Here is a 25287-nt window from a genome sequence, read left to right as displayed (position 1 = left end):
TTGTCACAAAAAAGCCCGCCGAGGTCTCCCCCGGCGGGCTCTTCATTTCAGCGGTCGCCCGGCGGATCAGCCGTGGTCGATGTCCTTCCAGAGCTTGCGGTAGCTGGCGTAGACCAGCCCGGCGAACAGGAACAGGAAGATCATCACCGCATAACCGGTCTGCTTGCGCTCGTCGGCATGCGGCTCGGAGGCCCACATCAGGAAAGCCACCACGTCCTTGGCTTCCTGGTCGGCGGTGGCCTTGACCCCGTCGTCATAGGTGACGCGGTCGTCGGTCAGCTGCAGCGGCATGGCGATGAAGCCGCCCTTGGGCGCCTCGCCCTTGCCGGACCAGAAACTGCCCAGGTCGCCCGGCATGTAGGGGTTGTAGTACTTGCCCGCCGGCACCCGCAGGCCCGCCGGAGCCGGGACGTAGCCGGTCAGCAGCGAGTAGATGTAGCGCGGGCCGTCCTCGCGCGCCTTGGCGATCAGCGACAGGTCCGGCGGCAGGGCGCCGCCGTTCGAAGCGCGGGCCGCCGCCTCGTTCGGGAAAGGTTTGACGAAGGTGTCGGCCGGGGTCGCCGGTCGCTTGATCACGTCGCCCGTGTCGCCGTCGATGTCAGGGACGTTGAAGTCCTTGGCGATCGCCTTGACCTTCAGGTTGTCGTTCGGGTTCGGCCACTTGGGATCGTAGAACGGACCGCCCAACTGCCCGAGGTTCCGATAGGACATCAGGTTCATCGAGTGACAGGCGGAGCAGACGTCGTGATAGACCTTGTAGCCCCGCTGCAGCTGCTCCTGGTCGAAGTGGCCGAACGGCCCCTCGAAGCTCCAGGTCGCTTCCTTGAGCGGAGCCTGAGTGACCTCGGCCGAGGCCTGGTGAGCGGCGGCGAGTCCGAGCGCGGCCGCGAGAATGAGCGCCTTGCGCAGCATCAGTCTCAACCCTTCTTTTCGGTGAGGACGGGGGTCGAGATCGACTCCGGCGTCGGCAGGGGTTTTTCGGTCAGGCCCAGGATCGGCATCACCAGCACCAGATAGCCGAAGTAGCAGGCGGTGCCGAGGCGAGACAGCCACACGAAGCTGTTCAGGTTGGCGTCGAACAGCTGGAAGCCGGCCACGCCGCCGATCACCTTCTCATCCGGCTCATGCGCGCCGCAGAAGCCGAGCACCAGGCAAGTCAGCAGGAAGAGGAAGAAGTAGAGCTTCGCCGTCGGGCGATAGCGCATCGACTTGACCTTGGAGGTGTCCAGCCAGGGCAGCACGAACAGGACGCCGATGGCGCCGAACATGGCGAGCGCGCCCATCAGCTTGTTCGGGATGGCGCGCAGGATCGCGTAGAACGGCAGGAAGTACCATTCGGGCACGATGTGCTGCGGCGTCACCAGCGAATTGGCGACGGTGTAGTTGTCGGCGTGGCCCAGGGCGTCCGGGGCGAAGAACACGAAGGACGCGAACAGGATGAAGAAGACGATGATCGCGAACCCGTCCTTGACCGTATAGTACGGGTGGAAGGGCACGGTGTCGGCCTTGCTCTTCACCTCGACGCCGGTCGGGTTGTTGTTGCCCGGGACGTGCAGCGCCCAGACGTGCAGAGCGACGACGCCGGCGATCATGAACGGCAACAGATAGTGCAGCGAGAAGAAGCGGTTCAGGGTCGGGTTGTCGACCGCGAAACCGCCCCACAAGAGCGTGGTGACCTTGTCGCCGAACACCGCGCCGACGATGTTGGTGATCACGGTGGCGCCCCAGAAGCTCATCTGGCCCCAGGGCAGCACGTAGCCCATGAAGGCCGTGGCCATCATCAGGAGGTAGATGACGAGGCCCAGGATCCACAGCACCTCGCGGGGGGCCTTGTACGAGCCGTAGTACAAGCCGCGGAAGATGTGGATGTAGACCGCCAGGAAGAACATCGAGGCGCCGTTGGCGTGGATGAAGCGGATCATCCAGCCGTGGTTCACATCGCGCATGATGTGCTCGACGCTGTTGAAGGCGTTGGCCGCGCTCGGGTCATAGTGCATGGCCAGGACGATGCCGGTGACGATCTGCGTCACCAGGCACACCGCCAGGATGCCGCCGAAGGTCCACCAGTAGTTCAGGTTCTTCGGCGTGGGGAAGTTGACCATCGTGTCCATGCCGAAGCGCACGATAGGCAACCGGGTGTCGAGCCAGCGCTCGAAGGCCGATTTCGGCTCGTAGGTCGAATGTCCGCTCATTTGTCTTATCAGCCGATCTTGACCTTGGTGTCGGAAAGGAAGGCGTAGTCCGGCACCGCCAGGTTCTTGGGCGCCGGGCCCTTACGAATGCGGCCCGAGGTGTCGTAGACCGAGCCGTGGCAGGGGCAGAACCAGCCGCCGTAGTCGCCCTGGCCGAAGTTCGGCACACAGCCCAGGTGGGTGCATACGCCGACCAGGATCAGCCATTGCGACTTGCCGGGCTTGGTGCGCTGGGCGTCGGTCTGCGGGTCGCGCAGGTCGGCATGGTCGTCATGCACAGCCTCGGCGATTTCCTTGGGCGTGCGATAGCGGACGAACACCGGCTTGCCGCGCCACTTGACCACGACCTGCTGGCCCAGCTGGACCTTGGACAGGTCGAACTCGATCGAGGCCAGGGCCAGCGTGTCGCCGGCCGGATTCATCTGATCGATCAGCGGCCAGGCCACGGCGGCGACCCCACCCACCGCCGCGGCGGCCGCGGCGATATGGATGAAGTCACGCCGGTTGGGATCCTGGCCCGGATGGGCGTGCCCGTCCGGATTCGTTGCGACGGTGTCGGCCACCTCAGCTCACCCCTCGATATGTCGGCGCCAATCAGGCGCACGCAGAAACGTTGTCGACCTTTGCAGGCCGGCTGCACCAAGTCGCAGGGCTGGTGTCAAGCGAAAAGGGCTCGCAAGATCGACGCCCATCGCTCCCCCCAACGCGAGTCGACAGACCCGCCCTGCATCTTGCACGGTTCGCTTAGAATGCGCCTCGCCCTTTTTCAACCAGACATTCCGCAAAACGTTGGCGCGAGCCTCAGACTTTGCGCCTGTTTGCACGTCGATCTGGAAATAATCGAGCCCTGCGCCTTTCCGTTGACCGACCGGGCCTTGAAGCGCACGGCCATGGACTATGCCGGCCGGGCGGCTGTGATCCGCCGCCGTTCGTGGGCGGAGTTTCTGGCCGCCCCGGAACGGGGAGAAGGCCGGCTGGTCCTGTTCACCACCAAGGCGGCCGAGCCCTATGCAGGCTTCTCTTTCCAGCCCGGCGACACCCTGTTGATGGGCCAGGAGAGCGCCGGCGCGCCGGATTTCGTGCACGAGGCGGCCCAGGCGCGCCTGATCGTGCCGATCGCACCGGAGACCCGCTCGCTGAACATCGTCACCGCCGCCGCCATGGGCCTGGGTGAGGCGCTGAGGCAGACGCAGGGGTTTCCAGTGCGGGCGGTTGAGGGTTAGAGGCAAGGCCTCAGAGCAGGACCCTTCCGCATGCCCATCGCCCCCGTCACCGAACAGCGCCGCCAAGCGGCCAAGGCCTGGTTCGAATCCCTGCGCGACCGAATCTGCGCCGCCCTGGAGCAGTTGGAGGACGAGGCCGATCCTGCGCTCTACGAGGGCCAGCCGGGCCGGTTCGACTATCGCCCCTGGTCGCGCGAAGGAACCGCCGGCGGCGGCCTGGGCGGCCACCTGACCGGCCGGCTGTTCGAGAAGGCCGGCGTGCACACCTCCTCCGCCACCGGACGCTTTTCGTCCGAGATGGCCAAGACCATGCCCGGGGCCGAGGCCGACCCGGACTATGTCTCCTCCTCGATCAGCCTGATCATCCATCCCCGCTCGCCGCGCGTACCGACCGTGCACATGAACACGCGGTTCCTGTCGACGGGCGAATACTGGTTCGGCGGCGGCGCCGACCTGACCCCGCTGCTGGACGAGCAGCGCCGCCCGGACGCCCCTGACGCCGTCGCCTTCCATGCGGCGATGCGTCGCGCCTGCGACGACCACGATCCCGGCTTCTACGACCGATTCAAGGCCTGGTGCGACGAATACTTCTTCCTGCCCCACCGGAACGAGCCTCGCGGCATCGGCGGCATCTTCTACGACCGCCACAACACCGGCGATTTCGACGCCGACTTCGCCTTCACCCGCGCGGTCGGCGAGGCGTTCCTGGACATCTATCCGAACATCGTGCGGGGCCGCATGGCCGAACCCTGGACCGAGGCCGAGCGCGAGGAGCAGCTGGTCCGCCGCGGCCGTTATGTCGAGTTCAACCTGCTCTACGACCGCGGCACCATGTTCGGCCTGAAGATGGGCGGCAACATCGAGACCATCCTGAGCTCGATGCCGCCGATGGTGCGGTGGCCCTAGCCGGCGGCGTGAAATTCCGGCTCAGGGCCGAAGCCGAGCCTTAGCGGCTGGTCGATCACGACGGCCCGCCCCGCTTCGAGGGCTCGCACGGAATGAACAGAGTTCGGCGGGACGACCGCCACCACGCCGGGTCGCGCGACCCGCGTCTCCTCGCCGATCGTCACCTCGACCACGCCTTCAAAAATCTCCCACACCTCTTCCTGCGGGTGATGGTGCGGGTGGACGCTGGCGCCGGCGTCGAACTCCCAATGCGAAATCGTCACCGAGCCGGTGTGGAACAGCCGCGCCCGCCAGCCGACGCCCTTCTCGAACGGGGCCAGCGATCCGACATCGACGAATGGCATGGGAAACCTCCGGTGCAGACGCATTGATAATCGCGCCAAATCCACGCCGATGCACATGTGTTTGCGGGAGGAATTGTGCTAGATTGTACACATCCGAACACAAGGCGCCCGCATGGCCTCCAGCACCACGATGACCATCCGCGTCAGCACGGACGTCAAAGAGAAACTCGATCGGCTTGCCCAGGACACGCGCCGAAGCCGCTCTTTCCTGGCCGGTGAAGCCGTGTCGAACTATGTCGATCGCGAACTCGAGATCATCGAAGGCATCAAGCGGGGCCTCGCTGACGTGGAGGCCGGGCGGGTCGTCTCGCATGACGAGGCGATGGCCGAGATCGAAGCCGTCATCAAGGCGGCAGAGCTGCGCCGCAAGGCATGAAGCGCCCCGTTCGGTGGGCTCGGGCCGCTCTGGACGACGTGAAGGGCAAGATTGACTACATCGCCGCCGAAAACCCGAGCGCAGCGCGGCGCGTAGCTCAGCGAATCGGCGCGACCGCAGCGAGCCTCGGCCAGATGAGCACCGGCCGCCCGGGGCGAGTCAGCCGGACCTACGAAAAGGTGATCAGGGGTCTGCCATACATTATCGCCTACGGCATCATCCTTGAAGGCGAACGCGAGGCCATAACGATCCTGCGCGTGATCCACGCGGCGCAAGATTGGCCCGACGAAGCATGGCCGAAGCCGGGAGATGTGAAGGGCTGAAGAGGGAGAAAGATCGCCGTTAGCTGGATCTGAAGAACGCCACGATGCCAAGAGGAAGAAGCAAGATCGCCCAGCGCCAAAAGATGACCAGGATCGACAGGACCCGATCGTCCGCGCCACGATGTCGGCCGCTAAAGGCATAGGCCCACGAGGAAGGGCCGATAAACGCGAGGGGATGCGGTAGTGCGCTCTTGTTTAGCGTTTTCCGCCTGATCGCCAGACTCCAGATCAGCAATGCAAAGCCGCTGAGAAAATAGGCTCCTAACGCGACGTCTGCGATCACGAGCGCCATTCGACATGCCCCAATGCTCGGCTACCTCCATAGCGCGACGCTGTGCGCCAGCAACGGGGTCGAAGCCGTCCCTGGCGCTTCTCCCAGTGCCAGACCTTGCCGCGCAGCGTCAGTACGCCATCCCCTGAGCCACCGCCTTGAGCTGCTCGACCATCGACAGCTTGTCGTCGGTGAAGTCGTGGTCGATCCACCAGTCTTCGACTTCGCGCATGATCAGGCCGATCATGGGGCCCTTGGGCACGCCGGCGGCCATGACCTCCTCGCCGGATAGCGGAAACACCGGTCGGGGCCAGGTCTGGGCCATGGGCAAAAGGGCGCGCCACTGGATGGTCGCGGCCGGCCGGTCAGAGGCGGCCCAGGCGAGCAGGGTGCGGTCGCAGAAGGCCTGGGCGCCCAGGCGATAGACCGCCCGGCGGGCCTCGCGGGGGCTCATCCAGGAGACCACCCGCGGCTCGCGGCCCAGGGCGGCGACCAGCCGGTCGCGCTGGGCGTTGGAGAGGCGCAGGGCCTCGGCGACTTCAAGCCCTACGGTCGAGTCGTCCGGCAGCAAGGCGGCCAGGCGGAGCAGCGGATCGCACTGGAACAGCTGCTCGGTCTCGATCCCCACCAGGCTGTCGAACCGCGCCAGTCCTTGCGCTTGCGGCAGGACCGCGCTCAGGACGCCGCTCGCCGCCATCACGCGCACCACCGGGCGCGGATCGTCGGCCGCCAGCAGTTTCAGAAGCTCCTTGGACACCCGCTCGGCCGAAAGCTGCCCCAGGCGGTCCTTGAGCCGCGCACAGGCCGCCAAGCCATCCGCGTCCGGCTCGCCGCGGCCGTACCAGGCGCAGAAGCGGAAGAAGCGCAGGATGCGAAGGCCGTCCTCCAGGATGCGCTGCTCGGCGTCGCCGACGAACACGATCCGTCCGGCCGCAGCGTCGGCCACCCCCTCGCCGGTCGGGTCGAACACCACCCCCGCCGCGTCGGCATAAAGGGCGTTCAGGCGGAAATCCCGCCGCTGGGCGTCCTCGACCCAGTCGGTGGTGAAGGCGACCACAGCGCGGCGGCCGTCGGTCTCCACGTCCCGGCGCAGGGTGGTGACCTCGAACGGCTTGCCGCCGGAGACCACCGTCACCGTGCCGTGGTCGATCCCCGTCGGCACGGCCTTCAATCCCGCACCCTTGACCGCCGAGATGACTTCGGGCGGCGTCAGTGTGGTCGCAATGTCGATATCGTCCACCGGCTTGCCCAGCAGGGCGTTGCGCACGCAACCGCCGACGAAACGCGCCGAGCCGGCGCCGCCGGCCGCCTCCAGGGCGGCCATCACCGCGCGGGTTTCCTTGGCCTGCAGCCAGGGTTTCGAAATCGTGGTCACGCCGCCTCCGCCCCGAACAGACGCTCATAGAGGGCGCGCAGCATGCCCGCCGTGGCGCCCCAGATCAGCTGCTCCTGGTAGGGCATGGCGTAGAAGTGGCGCAACATCCCGTCCGAGGCCTTCATCGAACGGCGCTCGTGATTGTCCGGATTCATCAGGAAGGCGAAGGGCGCCTCGAAGATCTCGGCCACCTCGGCCGGATTGGGGACCAGGGCGAAGCCCGGCCGCACGAAGCCGACCACCGGGGTGATGTCGAAGCCGGAACCGGTCTGATAGGGCGTCGACAGCCCGGCCAAGGTGACGAAATCACGCGCCAGGCCGACCTCCTCCTCCGCCTCGCGCAAGGCCGTGTCCCACGGCCATTCCCCGGGATCGCAGCGACCGCCCGGCAAGGCGACCTGTCCGGTATGGCTGCGCAGGGTGTCGGCTCGGCGAGTCAGCAGCACCGTGACCCCGTCCTCGTGCTCGACCAGGGGCACCAGCACCGCCGCCGGCGACAGGGGGCGGTCTTGCGCCGGGTTCAGCTGGCCGGGATTGAGATCGAAGTCGGAGGCGCGCTTGCCGACGGCGGCGCCGTAGGCCTCGATAGGGTCAAGCCGCCCCTGGACCCAGGCCCTGAGGTCCGCCGGCTTCATGGCAGGTGCGATCCGGCGGCGCCCAGCGGGAACCAGGCCCCGTTCGAGGTCACGCCCAGGCACAGGCCTTCCCGCAGCTCGCGCTCCTCGGCCAGCTCCACCAGCTCGTAGAACACCGGCCGCGCGATCCGGGCCTCAAGGCCCCGCCGCACGTGCAGATAGGGCTGCGGCTCGCCGGTATAGGGGTCGGTCTCGACGCGGATCGAATGATCAGGGCCGGCGATAACCTCATCGCCAACATTGGTCAGGAAGCGCAAGGCGTCACCCTCGCGGTCCACCCGCACGGCGATGAAGGGCGCATCCTCGACGGTGATGCGCAGCTTTTCCGCCGGCGTCACCAGCCAGTAGCCGTCCGGATCCTTGCGCAGCACGGTGGAGAACAGGCGCACCATCGCCTCGCGCCCGATCACCGCGCCCTCGTGGAACCAGCGGCCGTCGCGGCGGATGACGATGTCGATTTCGCCGGAGCGCGCCGGATTCCACAGGTGCACGGGCGGCAGGCCGCGCTCCGGCGCCTGCCGGGCCGCGGCGATCACGCCGTCCAGGCCTGTCTCGCTCTTGGTGCTCATGCGCCAAATCTAGTGCGCTTCTCAGCGCTGCAAAGCGGCGATGTGCGAAATCGCCCGCCTACCAGCCTGGCGTGACCGGCCCGGCCAGGCCATCCAGCGCCCCCGGCTTCAGCGCCCGGGCCAATTCGCGGCGCGGATCGACCGGTCCGGGCATGATCACGCTCCCGGGTTTGACGACCTCGAAGCCGTGCGGACCGAAGAAAGGCATATCGCCCACCAGGAAGATAAGGTCGTGGCCGGCGTCCTTGGCCGCCGCGCAGGCCTGCTCAACCAGAATCCCGCCCAGGCCGTGGTGGCGCCAAGCCGGATCGACCGCGATCGGCCCCAGGAACACCGCCGGCTGGCCACCGATGCGGATCGGCCACTGGCGCACGCAGCCGACAACCGCCCCGCGCGCCTTGGCGGTGAAGGACAGGTCGTGCAGCACATGGTTGGTCTCGCGCAACCGCTCGGCCGCCTTGGCGTAGCGGCCCGGGCCGAACGCGGCCTCGATCAGGGCGGAGACGGCGGCGAGGTCGGCGGGGGTCTCGGGGGCGATCACCGGCGTGTCGGCGGCGGAATCGGCGATGCGGCTTTGAACGGTCATGAAGTCTGGCGCCTCAGGGAAACGGGTCATGTCGGATCCCGAATCGTGAAGCCCAGGCGAGGCGGCGAAACGGGTGCGTCAGGCGCGGAGCGCGCTCCGCATCGGCCGGTATCGTCGCAGTCGTCGCATGGGATGGTGAGGTCCAAACCGAAGAAGGCTGGCGCAATAGGGCCTATCGGCCGGCGCGTCAACGCAAAGCCGTTGCGGCAAAAGGCGGCGCGCTCCATTTTGCCGGTGATGGCCTCCCCAGCTTCCGATCTCGCCGCGGGCGCGCCCAGCCTCGTGCGCCAGTCCGCCTTCCTGCGCCTGTGGGCGGCGCGGTTCATGGGGGTGCTTGCAGGGCAGATCCAGGGGGTGACCATCGCCTGGCTGATCTACGCCCTCGCCCGCGCCCATGCCGACGTCAAGCACGCCTCCTTCGCTGTCGGCATGGTGGGCCTGGCCCAGTTCCTGCCCCTGTCGCTTCTGACGCTCACCGCCGGCGAGATGGCCGACCGGCGGGACCGCAAGGCGATCGTCGCCGCCTGTATCGCCGGCCAGGCCCTGACCGCGGCGGCCTTCGCCGCCGTCTCCTTCGCCCGCATCGGCGCCCTGTGGCCGATCTACGCCCTGGCGGCGGCGTTCGGCTGCGCCCGCGCCTTCCTCGCCCCCGCCACCACGGCCCTGGCCCCCATGCTGGTCCCGCGCGAGCTCTTGCCCAAGGCGATCGCCTGGAACTCGCTGTCGATGCAGGCCGCCTCGATCACCGGCCCGGCGATCGGCGGGCTGATCTGCGCCGTCTCGCCCACCGCCGCCTTCGTGGTCGCGGTGGCGCTCTATGGGCTGAGCTGCCTCGCCGCCCTGACCATCCGCGGCGAAACCCGTCCCGTGGCCCAGCCCGGCTCGCGCTGGGCCCTGGTCAAGGAGGGCCTGACCTATATCTGGACCAGCCGGGTGGTGATCGGGGCCATCTCACTGGACCTTTTCGCCGTTCTATTGGGCGGCGCCACAGCCCTGCTACCCGTCTTCGCCCGCGATGTGCTGCAGGTGGGTGCGCAAGGCTTCGGCCTCCTGCGCGCCGGTCCTTCGATCGGCGCCGCGGCCGTGGCCCTGGTGCTGGCCGCGCGGCCGATCCGCCGCCATGCGGGCGCCTTCATGTTCGCGGGCGTTGCGGTCTATGGCGCAGCGACGGTGGTGTTCGCCCTCTCCAAGCTGTTCGCACTCTCGATCGCGGCCCTGGTGGTGCTGGGCGGGGCGGACATGCTCAGCGTCTATGTCCGCCAGACCCTGGTCCAGATCGTCACCCCCGACCCCATGCGCGGCCGGGTGGCGGCGGTCTCGACCCTGTTCATCAGCGCCTCGAATGAACTCGGCGAGTTCGAAAGCGGGGTCGCCGCGCGCCTCCTCGGCCCGATCGGCGCGGCCCTGTTCGGCGGCCTCGGCGCGCTGGCGGTCACCGGCCTGTGGTCGGCGCTGTTCCCGACCCTGCGCAAGGCCGATCGCCTGACCTAGAGGTCGCTCGCCGGCCCGCACCAGCCGGGCAGGTGTCCCGCAGCCGGCGACTTGGCCAGGGCAAGGGCCTTGGTAAGGGCCGAGCCGAAATCCTCCTGCACCAGCTTGCGCTTGACCCGCCGGCGCAGGAAATCGGCCCACATGAACTCGGTGAACGGGGTGTCCTCCTTGGCGTAGCCGCCGGCGCGGCGCAGTTCGCCGGCCAGGCTGCGGAAGGGATCGTCGGCCAGCCTGTCGATCGACTTGGGAATATCGGCGAAGGTGCGGCGCTCACCCTCGTCGTCATAGGGGTGGCACCAGCCGCGGTTATCGCACAGGGTCCAGAACTCATCGCGTTTCAGAGCCCTGAGGTCGGCGATCACATTGACCGCGATCACGTCCACCCCTTCCTCGTGCAGCGCCCGCGCCAGGTGGTGGTGATCGACCACATAGAGAGCTTCCTTCGGCCCCTTGACCACCGGGATGGTATGGCGGCCGAGAAATTCCGGTCCATCTCGTTCCGCTCGCTCGCGCCAGCGCCGCCGCTTCTCCTTCACCTCGCGATAGCCGACCGTCATCTGGGTCGGACGCAGGTCGCCGACCTTGACCGGGTCGAGCACAGGGTCGTGTCGGTACATCATGAGGCCGCTCCGGCTCTAGGATTTCTCGATGATTTCGACCTGGACGGGCCGGCGCTCGCCCTGGGGCAGGATCACCTTGGGCGGATCGCTGCCCGCGAGAACCTCCAGCCGGACGCGAATCTGGCGCTCGCCGCAGGCGACGTCGATCGACCAGCTCTGGTCGCGGACGGGCGCGGTCTCGCCATCGTCCTCGAACACGCAGCCTGAGAAGGCGCCCTCGCCGAGGGTCGGGCAGACCAGCACGGCGCGCTCGTCCGCAGGCCGGGCGAAATGCTGCTCGGCGATATTGACCGGAATGACAGCGCCCTCGGCGGCGAAGGCGATCGGCCGCGCCCAGTCCGCCGGCCGGCGCACGGCCTGGCCGCCCTCGAAAGCCTTGCCGGTCCAGAGGTCGTACCAAGAGGTCCCGGCGGGCAGATAGACCTCGCGCTCGCTCACGCCGGGCTCAACCACCGGCGCGACCAGCAGCGAGCCGCCCAGCAGGAAGTCGTCGCCCTCGCGCCAGCAGTTCGGATCCTCGGGAAAATCGAGGAAAGTCGGCCGCACGATCGGCTGGAAATCCTGGCGATAGCGCCAGACGAGATCGTAGAGGTAGGGCGTCAGCCAGGCCCTGAGCTTGATCAGCCCGGCGATGGTCTCCGTCACCTCCGGGTGCATCCAGGGCTCGTTGGCGGTCTGATCGTCGTTCCACGAGTGGATCGAGAACCGCGGCATGAAGATGCCGAACTGGACCCAGCGCACGAACAGCTCGGCGTCCGGCTTCGGCCCGGAAAAGCCGCCCACGTCATGGCCGATGTTGGAGACGCCGGACAGGGCCAGGCCCAGTCCCATCTTGATGTTGTACCTCAGCGTCTCCCAGCTGGTGTGATTGTCCCCGGACCAGGTCTGCACATAGCGGTGCATGCCGAGGCCGCCCGAGCGCGAGACCAGATAGGGGCGCTTGTCCGGCGATTGCTCGACCTGCGCATCGCGCGAGGCGCGCATCATCAGCAGAGTCTGCAACGGCTTCAGTTCACGCGCCGGCCGCGCTTCGCCAAAGCCATGGGCCAGGGCCTTGGGCGACCAGATCTCGAACTCGTTGTTGTCGTTCCAGGTCGAGCCGAGGCCCTTGTCCAGCAGGCTCTCGCGCACCCGCGCCCGCCACCAGGCCGCCGTCGCCGGATTGGTGAAGTCGAGATAGGCCCCCGGCCCGTCCCAGAACTGCACCCAGGCCGGCTCCCCGTCGGCTTCGGAGATCAACAGGCCCGCCGCTTTCGCCTCGGCAAAGCGCGGGTTGTCGGCCAAGAGGCACGGCTTGATGTTGGGGACCAGCCGCACGCCCTTGTCTGTATAGGACTTCGCAAAGCCCTCCGGGTCGGGGAATTTGTCCAGGTTCCAGTGGAACACGTGCCTGCGATGGCCGATCGAGGTGTAGCCGGACGAGAGGTGGAAGCTTTCGCAGAGGATGTCGTGCTCGGCGCACTTCTCCAGGAACCGCGCCATCTGGTCTTGAGCGTCCGGCGCATCGGTATAGGCCATGGTCGATCCGGAATAGCCCAGGCTCCAGCGCGGCGGAAAGGCTGGCCGTCCGGTCAGCCAGGTCAGGTGGCGGACCACCTGCGCCACCTCCGGCCCGGCGACGAACCAGTAGTCGAGGTCCCCGCGGTCGGCGACGAAGCTCCGATAGAGCCCATGATAGTTGTCCCGCTCCTGCCCGAAATCGAAGGTGCAGTCCGACAGGGTGTCGTAGAGCAGCCCGAAGGCCAGCTGCTCCTCCGGCCGGGCGGTGATGTAGACCGGTAGGTGCTTGTAGAGCGGGTCGGACGTGCGGGCGTCATAGCCCATGGCGTCGACGTTGCAGAGCCGTAGGCGCCGGCCCGAGCGGTCCATCTTGCCCGACCGTTCGCCCAGGCCGAAATAGCGCTCGCCCGGCTCCCGGCGCAGGTAGTGATAGACCTTCTCGTCCCACCAGCCCCAGTTATGGGCCTGGGTCGGCCGGTCCCGCGCGGCCAGGACCCAGTCGCCGCCCCGGCGGATTTCCCAGGCGCAGAGCAGGCCGGTCATGCGGACGGTCAGGCGGACCTTTGCGGTGGTGAGAGTGAGCCGCCCCTCGGACTCAGCGACCTCGAACGCGGGAAGTGAAAACCCCGACAGGTCGAACCGATCGCGCCCCTCGGCGGGCACATCGTCCAGCCCCGGCGCAATCGCCCAGGTCCGCGGCTGATCCAGCCGGCCTTCCGGCAAGGCGAGCACGCGCAGGATGTCGTGTTCGAGGACGAAGACATGGGCGATGTGACCGTCGGCGCTCTGCAGGGTCAGCCGGCCGGGCGCCCTGTCGGTTAACGCGAAGATGGGGGGATGGGCGATGGAGCTCACGGCCCTCCGCCTCTCACCAATTGTGCATCGTCCCGTCCTCCAGCCGGTTCACCGGCAGGCTGGCGGGGCGGTAGGGGAATTGGGCGGCCAGGGCCTCGTCGATCTCCACGCCGTGCCCCACAGCTTCGCCGGGATGCAGATCGCCGTCCTTGAAGCTGTAGGCATGGGGGAACACCGCGTCGGTCTCGGCGGTGTGGCGCATGTATTCCTGGACCCCGAAATTGGGAACCCAGAGGTCGAAGTGCAGGGCCGCGCCCATGCAGACCGGCGACAGGTCGGTGGCGCCGTGGCTGCCGGTGCGCACGCCGTAGAGCTCGGCCAGGTGGGCGATACGGCGCATATGGCTGATCCCGCCGGCGTGGACCACCGTCGTGCGGATATAGTCGATCAGCTGGTTCTGGATCAGGTCCTTGCAGTCCCAGACGGTGTTGAACACCTCGCCTACCGCCAGGGGCGTCGTCGTATGCTGGCGGATCAGCCTGAAGCTCTCCTGGTTCTCGGCCGGGGTCGGATCCTCGATCCAGAACGGGCGATAGGGTTCCAGGTCCTTGCCCAGCCGCGCCGCCTCGATGGGGGTGAGGCGATGGTGCACGTCGTGCAGCAGATGCACGTCCCAGCCCAGGGCTTCGCGCGCGGCCTCGAACAGCCTGGGGACTGTCGGGAGGTACTTGACCGTCGACCAGACATTCTCGGTCGGCAGGGCCGCGTCGGCCGGCTCGTAGAACAGCTTGTCGCCGGAGACGCCGTAGGTGGAGGCCAGGCCCGGCACGCCTGTCTGCAGCCGTATCGCCTTGTAGCCCATCTCGCGATAGCGCCGGGCCTCGGCGATGGTCTCGTCGAGCGTTCCGCCATTGGCGTGGCCATAGACCATCACCCCGGTGCGGCTGGCCCCGCCCAAAAGCTGGTAGAGCGGCATACCCGCCGCCTTGGCCTTGATGTCCCAGAGCGCCGTATCGACCGCGGCGATGGCGGCCATGGTGATCGGCCCCCGCCGCCAATAGGCGCCGCGGTAGAAGTATTGCCAGATATCCTCGATCTGGTGCGCCTCGCGGCCGATCAGGGCCGGGATCATGTGGTCGGTCAGGTAGCTGGCCACCGCCAGTTCGCGGCCGTTGACCGTGGCGTCGCCCAGGCCCGTCAGGCCGTCCTCGGTCTCGATCTTGAGCGTGGTGAAGTTGCGCCCCGGGCAGGTCAGGATGACCCGCGCGCTCTTGATCCTGGCCATGGGGCTCTACTCCGGATGCGAAACCTCGACGGGGACCACGGCGCCGGGCCAGGTCACCACTCGGGCCGCGAGGTTGAGCCCCGCATGGGCGGCGTCAAGCGGCGATTGACCGGCTAGGCGCGCGGCCAGGTAGGCGCCGTTGAAGCTGTCCCCCGCTCCGGACGTGTCCTTGACCATGGTCGCCGGCGCCGGCAGCACGGTCTCGGCCCTATCGGCCGCCAGTATGCAGCCAGCGGCGTCCAGGGTCAGCACCAGCTCGCGCGCGCCAGCGCCCCTCAGAGCTTCCACCTGCCTCTTGGGATTGTCCTCGCCGAACAGGGCCTTGGCGTCGTCGCGGCTGGCCCGGACCACGTCGGCGGCGCGCAGCACCGGTTCGACCGCCATGCGGGCGGCGAACATGTCGCGCCAGAGGGCGGGACGGATATTGGTGTCGAAAGATATCCGGCCCACCCGCCCCTTCAGCGCGGCGATCAGGGCGACGGCCTCGGCGCGGTCGTCGTCGGAGAGGATGGCCAGGGATATGGCCGACAGATGCACCAACGCCGCGCCGGCCAGCTTGTCCGCGCCGCCGGCCTTGACCAGTTCGCGCAGCCAGCCCCGCGCCGCCGAGGCCGATCGCCAGTAGTGGAAGCTGCGGTCGCCGTGCGGGTCGAGCTCGATCATGTAGAGGCCCGGCTCGGCGCCGCGCACCCGGAAGGCCAGCTCGTCGCCGATCCCCTCCGCAGCCCAGGCCTGGCGCATCTCGCGGCTCAAGCGGCCGTCGCCGGTCGCGGTCAGGAACTGGACGTCGAGATCCCGCGCGGATCGCTTCAGATAGACCGCTGTGTTGTAGGCGTCGCCAGCGAAGGCGCGGCGATATAGACTCGGCCCCTCCTCGCGCAGTTCGACCATGCACTCGCCGATCGAAACGGCGCGGGTCACAGGTGGTACGCCGCCTTGGCGAAGTTGTAGGCCAGGTCCATCGCCAGCTCCGCCGCCTCATCGTCTTCCAGCCGCCCGGTGGCGACCAGTTCGGCCAGATAGCCGCAATCCATCCGCCGGGCCAGATCGTGGCGGGCCGGGATCGACAGGAAGGCGCGGGTGTCGTCGTTGAAGCCGACAGTGTTGTAGAAGCCGGCCGTCTCGGTGGTGGCCCGGCGAAAGCGCAGCATGCCTTCGGGGCTGTCGTGGAACCACCAGGGCGGCCCCAGCTTCAGGCACGGATAGTGGCCGGCCATGGGCGCGAGCTCGCGCGAATAGGCGGCCTCGTCCAGGGTGAAGACGATCAGGGAGAAGCCGGGCTTGCGCCCGCACTTGTCCAGGAGCGGCTTCAGCGCCTGAACATAGTCGGTGCGCATGGGGATGTCGGCGCCCTTGTCGGGGCCGAAGCGCTTCAGAAGCCAGGAATTGTGGTTGCGCCAGGAGCCGGGGTGCAACTGCATGACCATGCCGTCCTCGCAGGCCATTTGCGCCATCTCGGTCAGCATCTGGGCGCGGAACAGCTCCGGGTCGCGTGGCTCCATTCGGCCCTGAAGGATACGGTCCAGCATGGCCTGGCAGGCCTCAGGCGATAGGTCGGCGGTGCGGGCGGTGGGGTGGCCGTGGTCGGTCGCCGTAGCCCCCAGCTTGCGGAACGCAGCCCGCCGCTGGACCAGAGCGGCGATGTATCCGCCCCAGCGGCTGGTGTCCTCGTTGGTCATGGCCCCCAGGCGTTGGAGGTTGACCACGAAGTCCGCGCGGTCCGGATCGGTGACGTCGTCGGGCCGGAAGGTGGTGATCACCCGCCCCATCCAGCCCGAACTCCTGATCGCCCGATGGTGGTTCAGGCCGTCCAGGGCCGGCTCGGTGGTGGCCAGGACCTCGATGTTGAAGCGGTCGAACAGGGCCCGGGGGCGGAACTCGGGCTTGGCGAGGGCCGCGCTGATGGCGTCGAAATAGATGTCGGCGGTAACGGGGCTCAGCCGCATGTCCAGGCCGAACACCTCGGCGAACACGTGATCGAGCCAGAGCCTGGAGGGCGTGCCGCGGAACAGGCGGTAGTGCTCGGCGAAGCGACGCCAGATCAGCCGCCGGTCGGTCTCGGTGACCGAGGTGTCCAGCGGCTTGATCCCCAGGCTCTCCAGCCGGACGCCCTGGCTGTAGAGCATCCTGAGCAGATAGTGATCGGGCCACAGCAACAGGCTGACCGGATCGCGGAAAGCCTCGTCATAGGCGAACCAGGCCGGGTCGGTGTGGCCGTGGGGGCTGATGATCGGCGCGTTCTCGACAGCGGCGAACAGCTCACGAGCGATGCCCCGCACCCGCTCGTCGGCAGGGAAGAAGCGATCCGGATCGAGCCGCAACGGTCGCGTCATGGCCCTATTGGGGGATGCGTCGCGAGTCTGGTCAATGGGCGGCGGAAGGCTCGGCTCAGCGGCCCTTCCGCACCGCCCCGGAACGGGTTTTCATCACCCCTTTCCGGCTTCACGAGAGAATCGGTCCGCGCGATGCGCCCCCTGGCCTTGGCCCTGGTTCCCCTGATCGTTCTGACCCTCATGACCAGGACCGAGGCGCGGCCGCGACATGCACATCCGGGCGGCGCCTGCGGCGGGACCACAAGCCAGCGCGAGGCTGCGCGCGTGAACGCCGAACATCTCGGAAACCTGAGCGTGAACCTGTTTGGGCGGCCCGAGACAGGCTGGGCGATCTATGCCCCGGCCGCTCAGCGCGAGATCGGTTCGCGCTGCGCCGCGGAAAGGCCTGCCTTCGCCGCCGCACTGGCCCGGTGGCAGGGCCGTCACGCCATGCCGGACACCGGCATGATGGACGCCGTCACCCTCCAGGCCATGAAGGCCGATTGGCAATCGCGCCGTCCCTTCTATGCACTGCGCGAAGCGCAGGTCTGCCCCGACCCGCCGACGGACGAGCGCCTGGCCGCCGCCCGGGAAGGCGAGATGCTCGAGGGCGGCAAGGCGGTTCGCCTGCGCAAGCGCGCGCTCCGGGCCTGGCGGCGCATGGTCGCCGCCGCGCGCCGAGACCGGGCCGTGGCCGGCGATCCCGACGCCCTGAAGCTGTTCTCAGGCTTTCGCAGCCCCGAGGAGGACGCCGCCCGCTGTCTCACCGAGAACAACTGCCAGGGCCTGGTCCGCGCCGCCTGCTCGGCCCACCGCACCGGTCTTGCCCTCGACCTGAACCTGGGCTCGGCGCCCGGCTACACCGTGGACTCCACAGCCGACCCCAACCGCCTGTTCCAGTCGAAAACCGCGGCCTATCGCTGGCTGGTGCGCAACGCGCGGCGCTACGGCTTCGTCAACTACGTATTCGAGCCCTGGCACTGGGAGTGGACCGGCGAGAAGCCTTAAGGCCGCCCTGCCCTGGCCAACCAGGCTGACCGATAGGCCGCCTCCATCGCCCGCGCCAGGCCTTCGGCGTCGCGCAGGGGCGAGGCCTCCACGCGTTGGCGCAGGCCCGCGCGCAGGGCTTTCAGCGCCTTCAGGTCGCCCGCCGCAGCGACCGCCTTGGCCACATAGTCCTGCGGCGTGTCGACGGCCCAGTCGTCCAGTCCCACCGCCCCCAGGATCGACTTGCCGAAGCGCCCCATCGGTGGCCGGTCGGCGAGGGAGATCACGGGCACGCCCAGCCACAGGGCTTCGATGGTCGTGGTGCCGGCGTTGTGCGGGAAGGGATCCAGGGCGATGTCGACCGCGCCATAGGCCGCCCAGGTGTTCGGTTGGGGCGAGGTGAACACCAGGTCCAGCCGCTCGGCCTCGATACCCCGCGCCTCAAACCGGCGTTCGAAGGCCTCGCGCGTCGCCTCTTCCTGGAACGGCTTGGCGTTCAGCATCAGGCGCGAGCCCGGGACCTGCTTCAGGATCTCGGTCCAGAGGTCGAGCACGTCGTCGTTCATTCGCGCCGTGCGGCTGAAGCAGCCGAAGGTCACATGGCCCTTCTTCAGCGCAGGCAGGGGCGAAACCTGCGGCATGCCCTCGGGCGGGGCATAGACCAGCGGGATGCGCGGCAGGCGGATCAGGGGCTCGCTGAACAGCACCTGCGCCCCCACCGGCGCCAGGGCCTCGTCGGCCAGGAAGCCGTCCATCTCGGTCAGGCCGCTGGTGCAGCCCGAGCCCACCATGTGCGCCAGCTGCACCGGCGCGGCGCGCCGGGCGAAGGCCAGCAGGCGATTGTGCGCGGTATGGCCGGCCAGATCGACCAGCACATCGATCCCGTCCTGGCGGACCAGGTCGGCGACCTCGGCGTCGCTCAGCCCCACAGTCGAGCGCCAGTGGTCGGCATGGGCCTTGAAGCGCTCGGTCACCGCGTCGGGATTGGCCACCTCGGCGTAGCAGAACACCTCGACCTGGCTCTTGTCGTGGGCCGCCAGCAGCGGCTCGATAAAGAAGCTGACCGCATGGTGGCGGAAGTCGGGCGAGACATAGCCGATGCGCAGCCGCCGACCCGGATCACCGAACGCGAACGCCGGTGGCTCGGACGGCGCCAGGGGTGCGGCGTGGACCTCGTTCCAGCGGCGGTACTCGGCGAAGATCGCCTCGGCCGGCAGGCTGGGGTGATAATTCAGGCAGAAGAGCAGGTTCGAGTGCGCCATGACGAAGCCGGGGCGCTTGGTCAGGGCGGTCTGGAATGCGTCGCCGGCCTCGACCAGACGGTCCTGGTGCATCAGGGCCGTGGCGAGGTTGTTGTAGCTGTTGGCGTCATTCGGGTTCAGCGCCAGCGACTGCCGCGCGGCGGCCTCCGCCTCGGCGGCGCGGCCCAGTCGGTTGAGGGTCCAGGCGAGGTTGGTCCAGGCGTCGGCCATGCCCGGCCGGTGCTGGATGGCGATGCGGAAACATGCCTCGGCTCGGCTGGCCTCGTTGCGGTCCAGATAGACCGAGCCCAGGTTGTTGTGCGGTTCGGGCGCCTCGGGCGAGGCCTCGATGGCGGAGAGGCCGACCGCCTCCGCCCCCTCGAGTTCGCCCCGGGCGCGCAGCACCGCAATCAGGTTCCAGGCCGGCTCGGGCCGGCTGGGATCGAGCTGCATGGCCGCGCGCAGGTCCGCTTCGGCCTCGGCCAGCCGTCCTTGCCGGAACGCCGCCGCACCGCGCAGCTGGAGGGCGTCGAAGTGGTCGGGATCGATGGCCAGGACCCGCTCGGCCAGCACCACAGCGCCCGCGTGATCGCCACGACCGAAGGCGGCTATGGCCTCGCGCACCAGGTCGGCTTCTGAGGCGCCGCACCAGGCGCGCCAGAGCCCGCGGAAGGCCTTGCCCAGCGCTCGCCCCAGGCCCTCGGCGTCGGCCAGGGGCGAGGCCAGGAACCGCGCGCGCATTCCGGCGCGCAGGGCCTGCAGGGCGTCCAGGTCGCCGGCCGCCGCCACCGCCTTGGCGACATAGGCGTCCGCGTCATCGGCCACCCAGTCGTCCAGGCCCATGGCGCCCAGGATCGAAGCGCCGAAGCGGCCGACCGAGGGCCGGTCCTTCAGCGACAGCACCGGCGCGCCCAGCCACAGGGCCTCGATGGTGGTGGCCCCGGCATTGTGCGGGAACGGGTCGAGGGCGATGTCGACCTCGCCATAGGCCGCCCAGGTCCTGGGCTGGGGCGAGGTGAACACCAGCTCCAGCTGCTCGGGCCCGACGCCGTGGGCGGCGAAGCGGGCCTGGTAGAGCTGGCGGCACTCGGCCTCCTCGAAGGCGCGGGTGTTCAGCATCAGCCGCGAACCCGGAACGCCCAGAAGGATTCGGCTCCAGGCGGCGATCACCTTATCGTTGATCCGCTCCGGCCGGCCAAAATAGCCGAAGGTGACATAGCCCTTGGCCAGGGCCGGGGTCGGGCCGGGCTCGGGCATCCCCTCCGGCGCCACATAGGCCAGCGGAATGCGCGGCAGACGCACCAGCTTTTCCGAGAACACCACCTCCGCCCCCGGCGGCGCCAGCAGGTCGTCGGCCAGGAAGGCGTCCATGGCCGAGAGGCCAGAGCTGTAGCCATGGCCCAGCATATGCTCGACCTGGATCGGCGCCGGCTTGCGGGCGAAGACCCGCAGGCGGCTGGCGGCGGTGTGGCCGCCGAGGTCCATCAGGATGTCGATCCGGTCGGCGCGGATCTGCTCGGCCAGAGCGGCGTCCGACAGGCCGACGCTGGAGCGCCAGTGGTCGGCCATGGCCTTGAAGCGCTCGGTCGCCTCGTCCGGCTGCGCCACCTCGGCGTAGCAGAACACCTCCAGCTCATGACGGTCGAGGCCGGCCAGGATCGGCTCGATATAGTGGCGGGCCGAGTGGCCACGGAAATCCGGCGAGACGATGCCCAGCCTCAGCCGCCGCTCAGGGTCCTTGGCGTTGGCGAACACCGGATGGGCGGAGGCCAGCGGCCGCGCGTGGCGGGCGTCCCAGCGCTGGTATTCGGCGAACACCGCCTCGGCCGAACGATCCGGGTGATAGTTCAGGCAGAACAACAGGTTGGAATGGCCTACGGCGTAGTCCGGCCGCGCCGCCAGCCCGCGACGGAACAGGGTCTCGGCCTCGTCGAAGCGGCCCAGGTCCTGCACGGCGATGGCCATGTTGCAGAGGGTGCGAGCGTCGTCGGGCGCGCCGGCCACGGCCAAGGCGTATTCGCGCACCGCCGCCACCGGCTGGCCGCCGGCGCGCAGGGCCGAGGCCAGGGTCTCGTGAACGGCGGGCCGGCTGGGATCGAGCGCCAGGGCGCGCCGGGCCGCCTCCTGGGCGGCGTCGATATCGCCCGAGGCCAGGAGACAGACTGCGTAGGCGCGCCAGGTCTCGGCGGCTTCCGGCTCGATATCCAGCGCCGAGCGGTAGCGCTCCAGCGCCTCGGCGTGCAGGCCGCGACCGGTCAAGAGGTTGGCCAGGTTGCCATGGGCGCTGGCCAGGGCCGCATCGCGCGACAGGGCCTCTCGGAAGGCGGCTTCAGCCTCGCCGGTGCGGCCCAGCGCCTTCAGCGCCACCCCGAGGTTGGACCAGCTGCCGGCGTCGCCCAGCCCCCGCGCCAGCTTGTCGAAGATCGCCGCCGCCCCGGCCGCGTCGCCGGCCTGGAACAGGCCGGCCGCCTTAGCGGTCAGCGCCCCGTGGTCCAGGCCATGCTCGGCGCACCATTCGCGCCACAGGCCGCGATAGACCCGCTCCAGATTGTGCGCCAGGCCCGGCCCATCGCCCAGCGGCGAGGCCTGCATGCGCATCCTCAGGCCCGCGCGCAGCTCGGCCAGGGCTGGCAGGTCGCCCGCCGCGGCGATGGCTCGGGCGACATAGGCGTCGATGTCTTCCGCGACCCAGTCGTCCAGTTCGGCCGCGTGCAGGATGCTGAGGCCGAAGCGCCCCACCGAGGGCCGGTCGGCCATGGTCACCACCGGCACGCCCAGCCACAGGGCCTCGATGGTGGTGGTGCCGGCGTTATGCGGGAACGGGTCGAGGGCGATGTCGACCGCGCCATAGGCGGCCCAGGTGTTAGGCTGCGGTGTGGTGTAGACCAGGTCCAGCCGCTCGGGATCGATCCCATGAGCGGCGAAGCGCTGGCGATAGCGCTCGCGCACCCCCTCGTCGCCGAACGGGCCAGTGTTCAGCATCAGGCGCGAGCCGGGGACGCCGTTCAGGATCCGCGCCCAAGCCTCGATCACCCGCTCGTTGATGCGCACGGTGCGGCCGAAGTGGCCAAAGGTGACATGGCCCTTGGCCAGGGCCGGCAGGGGCGCGACCGGCGGCAGTTCGGGCGGGGCCTGGTAGGCGATGGGAATGCGGGGCAGGCGCACCACCCGCTCGGCGAACAGGCCCTCGCTGCCCGCAGGCGCCAGGCGCTCGTCGGCCAGGAAGGCGTCCATGGCCGTCATGCCCGAGGTGTAGCCGTGCCCCAGGAAGTGGGCGATCTGCACCGGCGCCGGCTTGCGCGCCAGGGCCAGCAGGCGGTTCTTGGCCGTGTGGCCGCCGAGGTCGATCAGGACGTCGATGCGGTCATGGCGGATCAGCGCCGCCAGTTCGTCGTCGCTCAGGCCCACGGTCGGGCGCCAGTGGTCGGCCAGGGTCTTGAAATAGGCGGTCACCGCGTCCGGGTGGGCGACCTCGGCATAGGCGAACACCTCGACCGCGCGGCGGTCATGGCCGGCAAGCATGGGCTCGATGAAGTGGCGGCCGGACTTGGCGGCGAAGTCGGGCGAGACATAGCCGATCCTTAAGCGCCGGTCGGGGTCCGGGTCGTTGGCGTGGGCCGGCTTGTCCGGCAGGTGCGGCAGGGCGTGGCGGCGGTTCCAGCGCTGGAACTCGGCGAAGGCTTCCTCGGCCGAAACCTGCGGCTGGTAGTTGATGCAGAACAGGAAGGCGCCGTGGCCCTGGGAGATGTCGGGCCGCGCCTCGATCGCCGTCTGATAGACCGCCATGGCCTCTTCCAGCCGCCCCTGGTCCTGCAGCACGACGGCGAGGTTGAAGCCGATCTCCGGCTTGTCCGGGCGAAGTTCCATCGCTCGCCTGAGGTCGTGCTCCGCTGCGGTGACCTGGCCGCGGCGCATGTATGAGAGGCCACGATTGTTGTGCGCCTCGGCGAGGTCAGGCTTTAGCGCCAGGGCCCGGCCGAAGGCGGCCTCGGCCTCGGCCAGGCGTGACTGGCCGGCCAGGGCGTTGCCCAGGTGCATGGCCGCGCCGGCGTGGGTGGGATCGAGGGCCATGGCCTGGCGGGCGGCGGCCTCGGCCTCGGCCATGCGCCCCTGCAGGCGGAACTGGTCGGAGAGGCGGGTCAGGCGCTCGGCCTCGGCCCAGTTCTGCGCCTGGTCATTGGCGCACCAGTCGCGCCAGAGCCCGCGCAGGGCCTCGCTCAGCGACCGGCCAAGGCCCGCGCCATCGGCCAGGGGCGATGCCAGGAACCGCTCGCGCATGCCTTCGCGCAAGGCTTGCAGGCCCGGAACGTCCAAAGCTGCGGCGATCCCCTTGGCCACATAGCCGGCCGCGTCGTCGGCGACCCAGTCGCTCAGCCCGACCGCGCCCAGGATCGAGGCGCCGAAACGGCCGACCGAGGGCCGGTCCTTGATCGACAGCACCGGCACGCCCAGCCACAGGGCCTCGATGGTCGTGGTGCCGGCGTTGTGCGGGAAGGGATCGAGCGCAATGTCGATCTCGCCATAGGCCGACCAGGTCTTCGGCTGAGGCGTGGTGAACACCAGGTCCAGCCGCTCGGGCGCGACGCCGAAGGCGGCGAAGCGCTGCAGATAGAGGGTGCGGAAGGTCTCTTCCTGGAAGGCCTTGGAGTTCAGCACCAGGCGCGAGCCTGGAACCCCGTTCAGGATCGCGCTCCAGGCGGCCAGCACCTTGTCGTTGATCCGCTCGGGCCGGCCGAAATAGCCGAAGGTGATGTGGCCCCGGGCCAGAGCCGGGGTCGGGCCCACCGCCGGCATATCCTCGGGCGGGCTATAGGCGATCGGGATTCGATCCAGCCGCAGCAACGGCTCGACGAACAGGGTCTCGGCGCCTTCCGGCGCCAGTGCCTCGTCGGCCAGGAAGGCGTCCATGGCCGACATGCCAGAGGTGTAGCCGCAGCCCAGCATGTGGGCCACCTGCACCGGGGCCGGCTTGCGCGCGAACACCATCAGCCGGCTGGAGGCCGAGTGTCCGCCGAGGTCGATCAGAATGTCGGTCTGGTCGCTGCGGATCAGCTCGGCCAGGTCCTCGTCGGTCAGGCCGACGGTCGAGCGCCAATGGTCGGCCAGGGCCATGAACTGTCGGGTGGTTTCGTCGGGCCGTGCGACCTCGGCGTAGCAGACGATCTCAAGCCGCTCGCGGTCCAGGCCCTGCAGCATGGGCAGGATGAAGTGGCGGGCCGAGTGCTCGCGGAAGTCCGGCGAGACCAGGCCCACACGCAGGCGGCGCTCAGGGTTGCGGTCATTGTCGAAGCGCAGCGGCTGGGGCAGCAGCGGCTTGGCGTGCGCCTCATCCCAGCGATGGTACTCGGCGACGATCTCCTCGGCCGGCTTGTCCGGATGATAGTTCAGGCAGAACAACAGGTTGCCGTGGCCGACCACATAGTCAGGCTGCGCCGCCAGGGCCTGGCGGAACAGGGCCTCGGCCCGGTCGAAGTCGCCGAGATCCTTCAGCGCCGTGGCCAGGTTGCTCATCCAGCGATGCTGGCCGGGATCGAGCTCCAGGGCCCGCTCGCTGGCGAGCATGGCGTTGAACGGGCAGCCGGCGCGGAGCAGCAGGGCGCCGAGGTTGCCGTAGGTGTCCGCGTAGTTCGGATGTCGGACGTTGGCTTCCTGAAAGGCGGCCAGGCCCTCGTCATAGCGTTCCAGCGCCATCAGGCAGCAGCCGAGGTCGTTCAGCCCACGGGCGTGGCCGGGGATGCGCGCCAGCAGCTGTTGGAAGGCGCTGACCGCCTCCTCCAGCCGGCCGGTCCGCTGCAGCACCAGGCCCAGGCTGCGCCAGGCCTCGGCGTGGTCGGCGTTGTGGTTCAGCGCCTGGCGCAGGGCGATCTCGGCCGAGGCCATGTCGCCGCGGTCGAACAAGAGGTTGCCGAGATTGTGGTGGGCGGCGACGAAGCCAGGGTCGAGCTCGATCGCGTGGCGATAGGCCATCTCGGCGTCATGGTCGCGGCCGACCGCCCTCAGCAGCACGCCGAGGTTGGCGAAGCGGCCGGCGCTGGCCTGCAGCATCACCGCCCGCTCGGCCGCGGGCAGGCCGCCGGCGGCGTCGCCCAGCTGGTAGCAGGCGAGGCTGAGCAACTCGTGGGCGAAGGCGTCATCGGGCGCCTGCTCGGTCACGGCCAGCGCCAGGGCGCGGGCGCGATCGAGATCGCCGCCCTGCAGGGCCGCCAGGGCGTCCTGCACGGTCGGTCGGCTGGCGGCGGTCACGCGATCGCCCCGG

At 69.1% G+C, this 25287-nt stretch carries 21 protein-coding genes; 6 read left to right on the top strand and 15 right to left on the bottom strand.

What is annotated here, in order from left to right; genetic code table 11:
* Positions 1-66: 66 nt before the first annotated feature.
* Genes KCG34_RS19680 through petA form a run of 3 tightly spaced genes read right to left on the bottom strand, consistent with a single transcriptional unit; the run spans position 67 to position 2755 of the window.
* A complete protein-coding gene (locus KCG34_RS19680) occupies positions 67-912 on the bottom strand; it encodes a cytochrome c1 (protein ID WP_211937301.1) in 846 nt (281 codons plus the stop codon).
* 5 nt (positions 913-917) lie between these two features.
* Entirely contained in the window at positions 918-2192 is a 1275-nt protein-coding gene (locus tag KCG34_RS19675) for a cytochrome b (RefSeq protein WP_211937300.1), read from the bottom strand.
* Positions 2193-2200: 8 nt separating this feature from the next.
* Positions 2201-2755: a ubiquinol-cytochrome c reductase iron-sulfur subunit gene (gene petA / locus KCG34_RS19670; protein WP_211937299.1), complete on the bottom strand. Its 555-nt coding sequence runs from the start codon at positions 2753-2755 to the stop codon at positions 2201-2203.
* A gap of 186 nt (positions 2756-2941) precedes the next feature.
* On the opposite strand from petA, the gene KCG34_RS19665 reads away from it, so the two are divergent.
* The gene (locus KCG34_RS19665) at positions 2942-3415 is read left to right on the top strand and encodes a tRNA (cytidine(34)-2'-O)-methyltransferase (protein WP_211937298.1); all 474 of its coding nucleotides are present in this window, start codon (positions 2942-2944) and stop codon (positions 3413-3415) included.
* 30 nt (positions 3416-3445) lie between these two features.
* The gene (gene hemF / locus KCG34_RS19660) at positions 3446-4321 is read left to right on the top strand and encodes an oxygen-dependent coproporphyrinogen oxidase (RefSeq protein WP_211937297.1); all 876 of its coding nucleotides are present in this window, start codon (positions 3446-3448) and stop codon (positions 4319-4321) included.
* On the opposite strand, the gene KCG34_RS19655 is transcribed toward hemF, so the two are convergent.
* A complete protein-coding gene (locus KCG34_RS19655; protein ID WP_211937296.1) occupies positions 4318-4665 on the bottom strand; it encodes a cupin domain-containing protein in 348 nt (115 codons plus the stop codon). The genes hemF and KCG34_RS19655 overlap by 4 nt on opposite strands.
* Positions 4666-4777: 112 nt before the next feature.
* Here KCG34_RS19655 and KCG34_RS19650 point away from each other — a divergent pair, with 112 nt between their 5' ends.
* Both KCG34_RS19650 and KCG34_RS19645 read left to right on the top strand, forming a co-directional pair.
* Positions 4778-5041 carry a CopG family ribbon-helix-helix protein gene (locus tag KCG34_RS19650; RefSeq protein WP_211937295.1) on the top strand — a complete coding sequence of 88 codons (264 nt, stop codon included), beginning with the start codon at positions 4778-4780 and terminating at the stop codon, positions 5039-5041.
* A gap of 38 nt (positions 5042-5079) precedes the next feature.
* Positions 5080-5364, top strand: a complete 285-nt coding sequence (locus tag KCG34_RS19645) for a type II toxin-antitoxin system RelE/ParE family toxin (RefSeq protein WP_249138090.1) — start codon at positions 5080-5082, stop codon at positions 5362-5364.
* Positions 5365-5383: 19 nt separating this feature from the next.
* Here KCG34_RS19645 and KCG34_RS19640 read toward each other — a convergent pair whose 3' ends face one another.
* The 5 genes from KCG34_RS19640 to KCG34_RS19620 all read right to left on the bottom strand — a co-directional run bounded on the left by KCG34_RS19640 (position 5384) and on the right by KCG34_RS19620 (position 8830).
* The gene (locus KCG34_RS19640) at positions 5384-5656 is read right to left on the bottom strand and encodes a hypothetical protein (RefSeq protein WP_211937293.1); all 273 of its coding nucleotides are present in this window, start codon (positions 5654-5656) and stop codon (positions 5384-5386) included.
* Between the two features lie 109 nt (positions 5657-5765).
* Entirely contained in the window at positions 5766-6959 is a 1194-nt protein-coding gene (locus KCG34_RS19635; protein WP_211940908.1) for a CCA tRNA nucleotidyltransferase, read from the bottom strand.
* Between the two features lie 47 nt (positions 6960-7006).
* On the bottom strand, positions 7007-7645 hold the full coding sequence (locus KCG34_RS19630) for a CoA pyrophosphatase (protein ID WP_211937292.1): 639 nt from the start codon (positions 7643-7645) through the stop codon (positions 7007-7009).
* Complete coding sequence (locus KCG34_RS19625) at positions 7642-8214, bottom strand: DUF1285 domain-containing protein (RefSeq protein ID WP_211937291.1); 573 nt, start codon at positions 8212-8214, stop codon at positions 7642-7644. Before KCG34_RS19625 ends, KCG34_RS19630 begins: the two co-directional genes overlap by 4 nt.
* A gap of 58 nt (positions 8215-8272) precedes the next feature.
* Positions 8273-8830: a GNAT family N-acetyltransferase gene (locus KCG34_RS19620; RefSeq protein ID WP_249138089.1), complete on the bottom strand. Its 558-nt coding sequence runs from the start codon at positions 8828-8830 to the stop codon at positions 8273-8275.
* A 207-nt stretch (positions 8831-9037) separates the two neighbouring features.
* Here KCG34_RS19620 and KCG34_RS19615 point away from each other — a divergent pair, with 207 nt between their 5' ends.
* A complete protein-coding gene (locus KCG34_RS19615; RefSeq protein ID WP_211937290.1) occupies positions 9038-10291 on the top strand; it encodes an MFS transporter in 1254 nt (417 codons plus the stop codon).
* Here the strand turns inward: KCG34_RS19615 and KCG34_RS19610 are convergent.
* From KCG34_RS19610 to uxaC, 5 genes are read right to left on the bottom strand one after another with little or no spacing between them, the layout of a single operon-like run.
* Positions 10288-10911, bottom strand: coding sequence for a ParB-like protein (locus KCG34_RS19610; protein ID WP_211937289.1), 624 nt, complete (start codon positions 10909-10911; stop codon positions 10288-10290). The two genes, KCG34_RS19615 and KCG34_RS19610, sit on opposite strands and share 4 nt — an antisense overlap.
* 15 nt (positions 10912-10926) lie before the next feature.
* Positions 10927-13266 (bottom strand): glycoside hydrolase family 31 protein, encoded by a 2340-nt coding sequence (locus tag KCG34_RS19605; protein ID WP_211937288.1) that lies wholly within the window; start codon positions 13264-13266, stop codon positions 10927-10929.
* A gap of 13 nt (positions 13267-13279) precedes the next feature.
* Complete coding sequence (gene manD, locus KCG34_RS19600; protein WP_211937287.1) at positions 13280-14491, bottom strand: D-mannonate dehydratase ManD; 1212 nt, start codon at positions 14489-14491, stop codon at positions 13280-13282.
* A gap of 6 nt (positions 14492-14497) precedes the next feature.
* The gene (locus KCG34_RS19595; RefSeq protein WP_211937286.1) at positions 14498-15412 is read right to left on the bottom strand and encodes a sugar kinase; all 915 of its coding nucleotides are present in this window, start codon (positions 15410-15412) and stop codon (positions 14498-14500) included.
* Positions 15409-16824 carry a glucuronate isomerase gene (uxaC, locus tag KCG34_RS19590; protein ID WP_211937285.1) on the bottom strand — a complete coding sequence of 472 codons (1416 nt, stop codon included), beginning with the start codon at positions 16822-16824 and terminating at the stop codon, positions 15409-15411. Before uxaC ends, KCG34_RS19595 begins: the two co-directional genes overlap by 4 nt.
* A gap of 132 nt (positions 16825-16956) precedes the next feature.
* On the opposite strand from uxaC, the gene KCG34_RS19585 reads away from it, so the two are divergent.
* A complete protein-coding gene (locus tag KCG34_RS19585; protein WP_211937284.1) occupies positions 16957-17811 on the top strand; it encodes a D-alanyl-D-alanine carboxypeptidase family protein in 855 nt (284 codons plus the stop codon).
* On the opposite strand, the gene KCG34_RS19580 is transcribed toward KCG34_RS19585, so the two are convergent.
* Complete coding sequence (locus tag KCG34_RS19580) at positions 17808-25274, bottom strand: O-linked N-acetylglucosamine transferase, SPINDLY family protein (RefSeq protein WP_211937283.1); 7467 nt, start codon at positions 25272-25274, stop codon at positions 17808-17810. The genes KCG34_RS19585 and KCG34_RS19580 overlap by 4 nt on opposite strands.
* Positions 25275-25287: the final 13 nt, after the last annotated feature.

Source organism: Phenylobacterium montanum, assembly GCF_018135625.1.
Taxonomy (GTDB): domain Bacteria; phylum Pseudomonadota; class Alphaproteobacteria; order Caulobacterales; family Caulobacteraceae; genus Poindextera; species Poindextera montana.
This window is presented reverse-complemented; position numbering and strand designations above follow the sequence as displayed.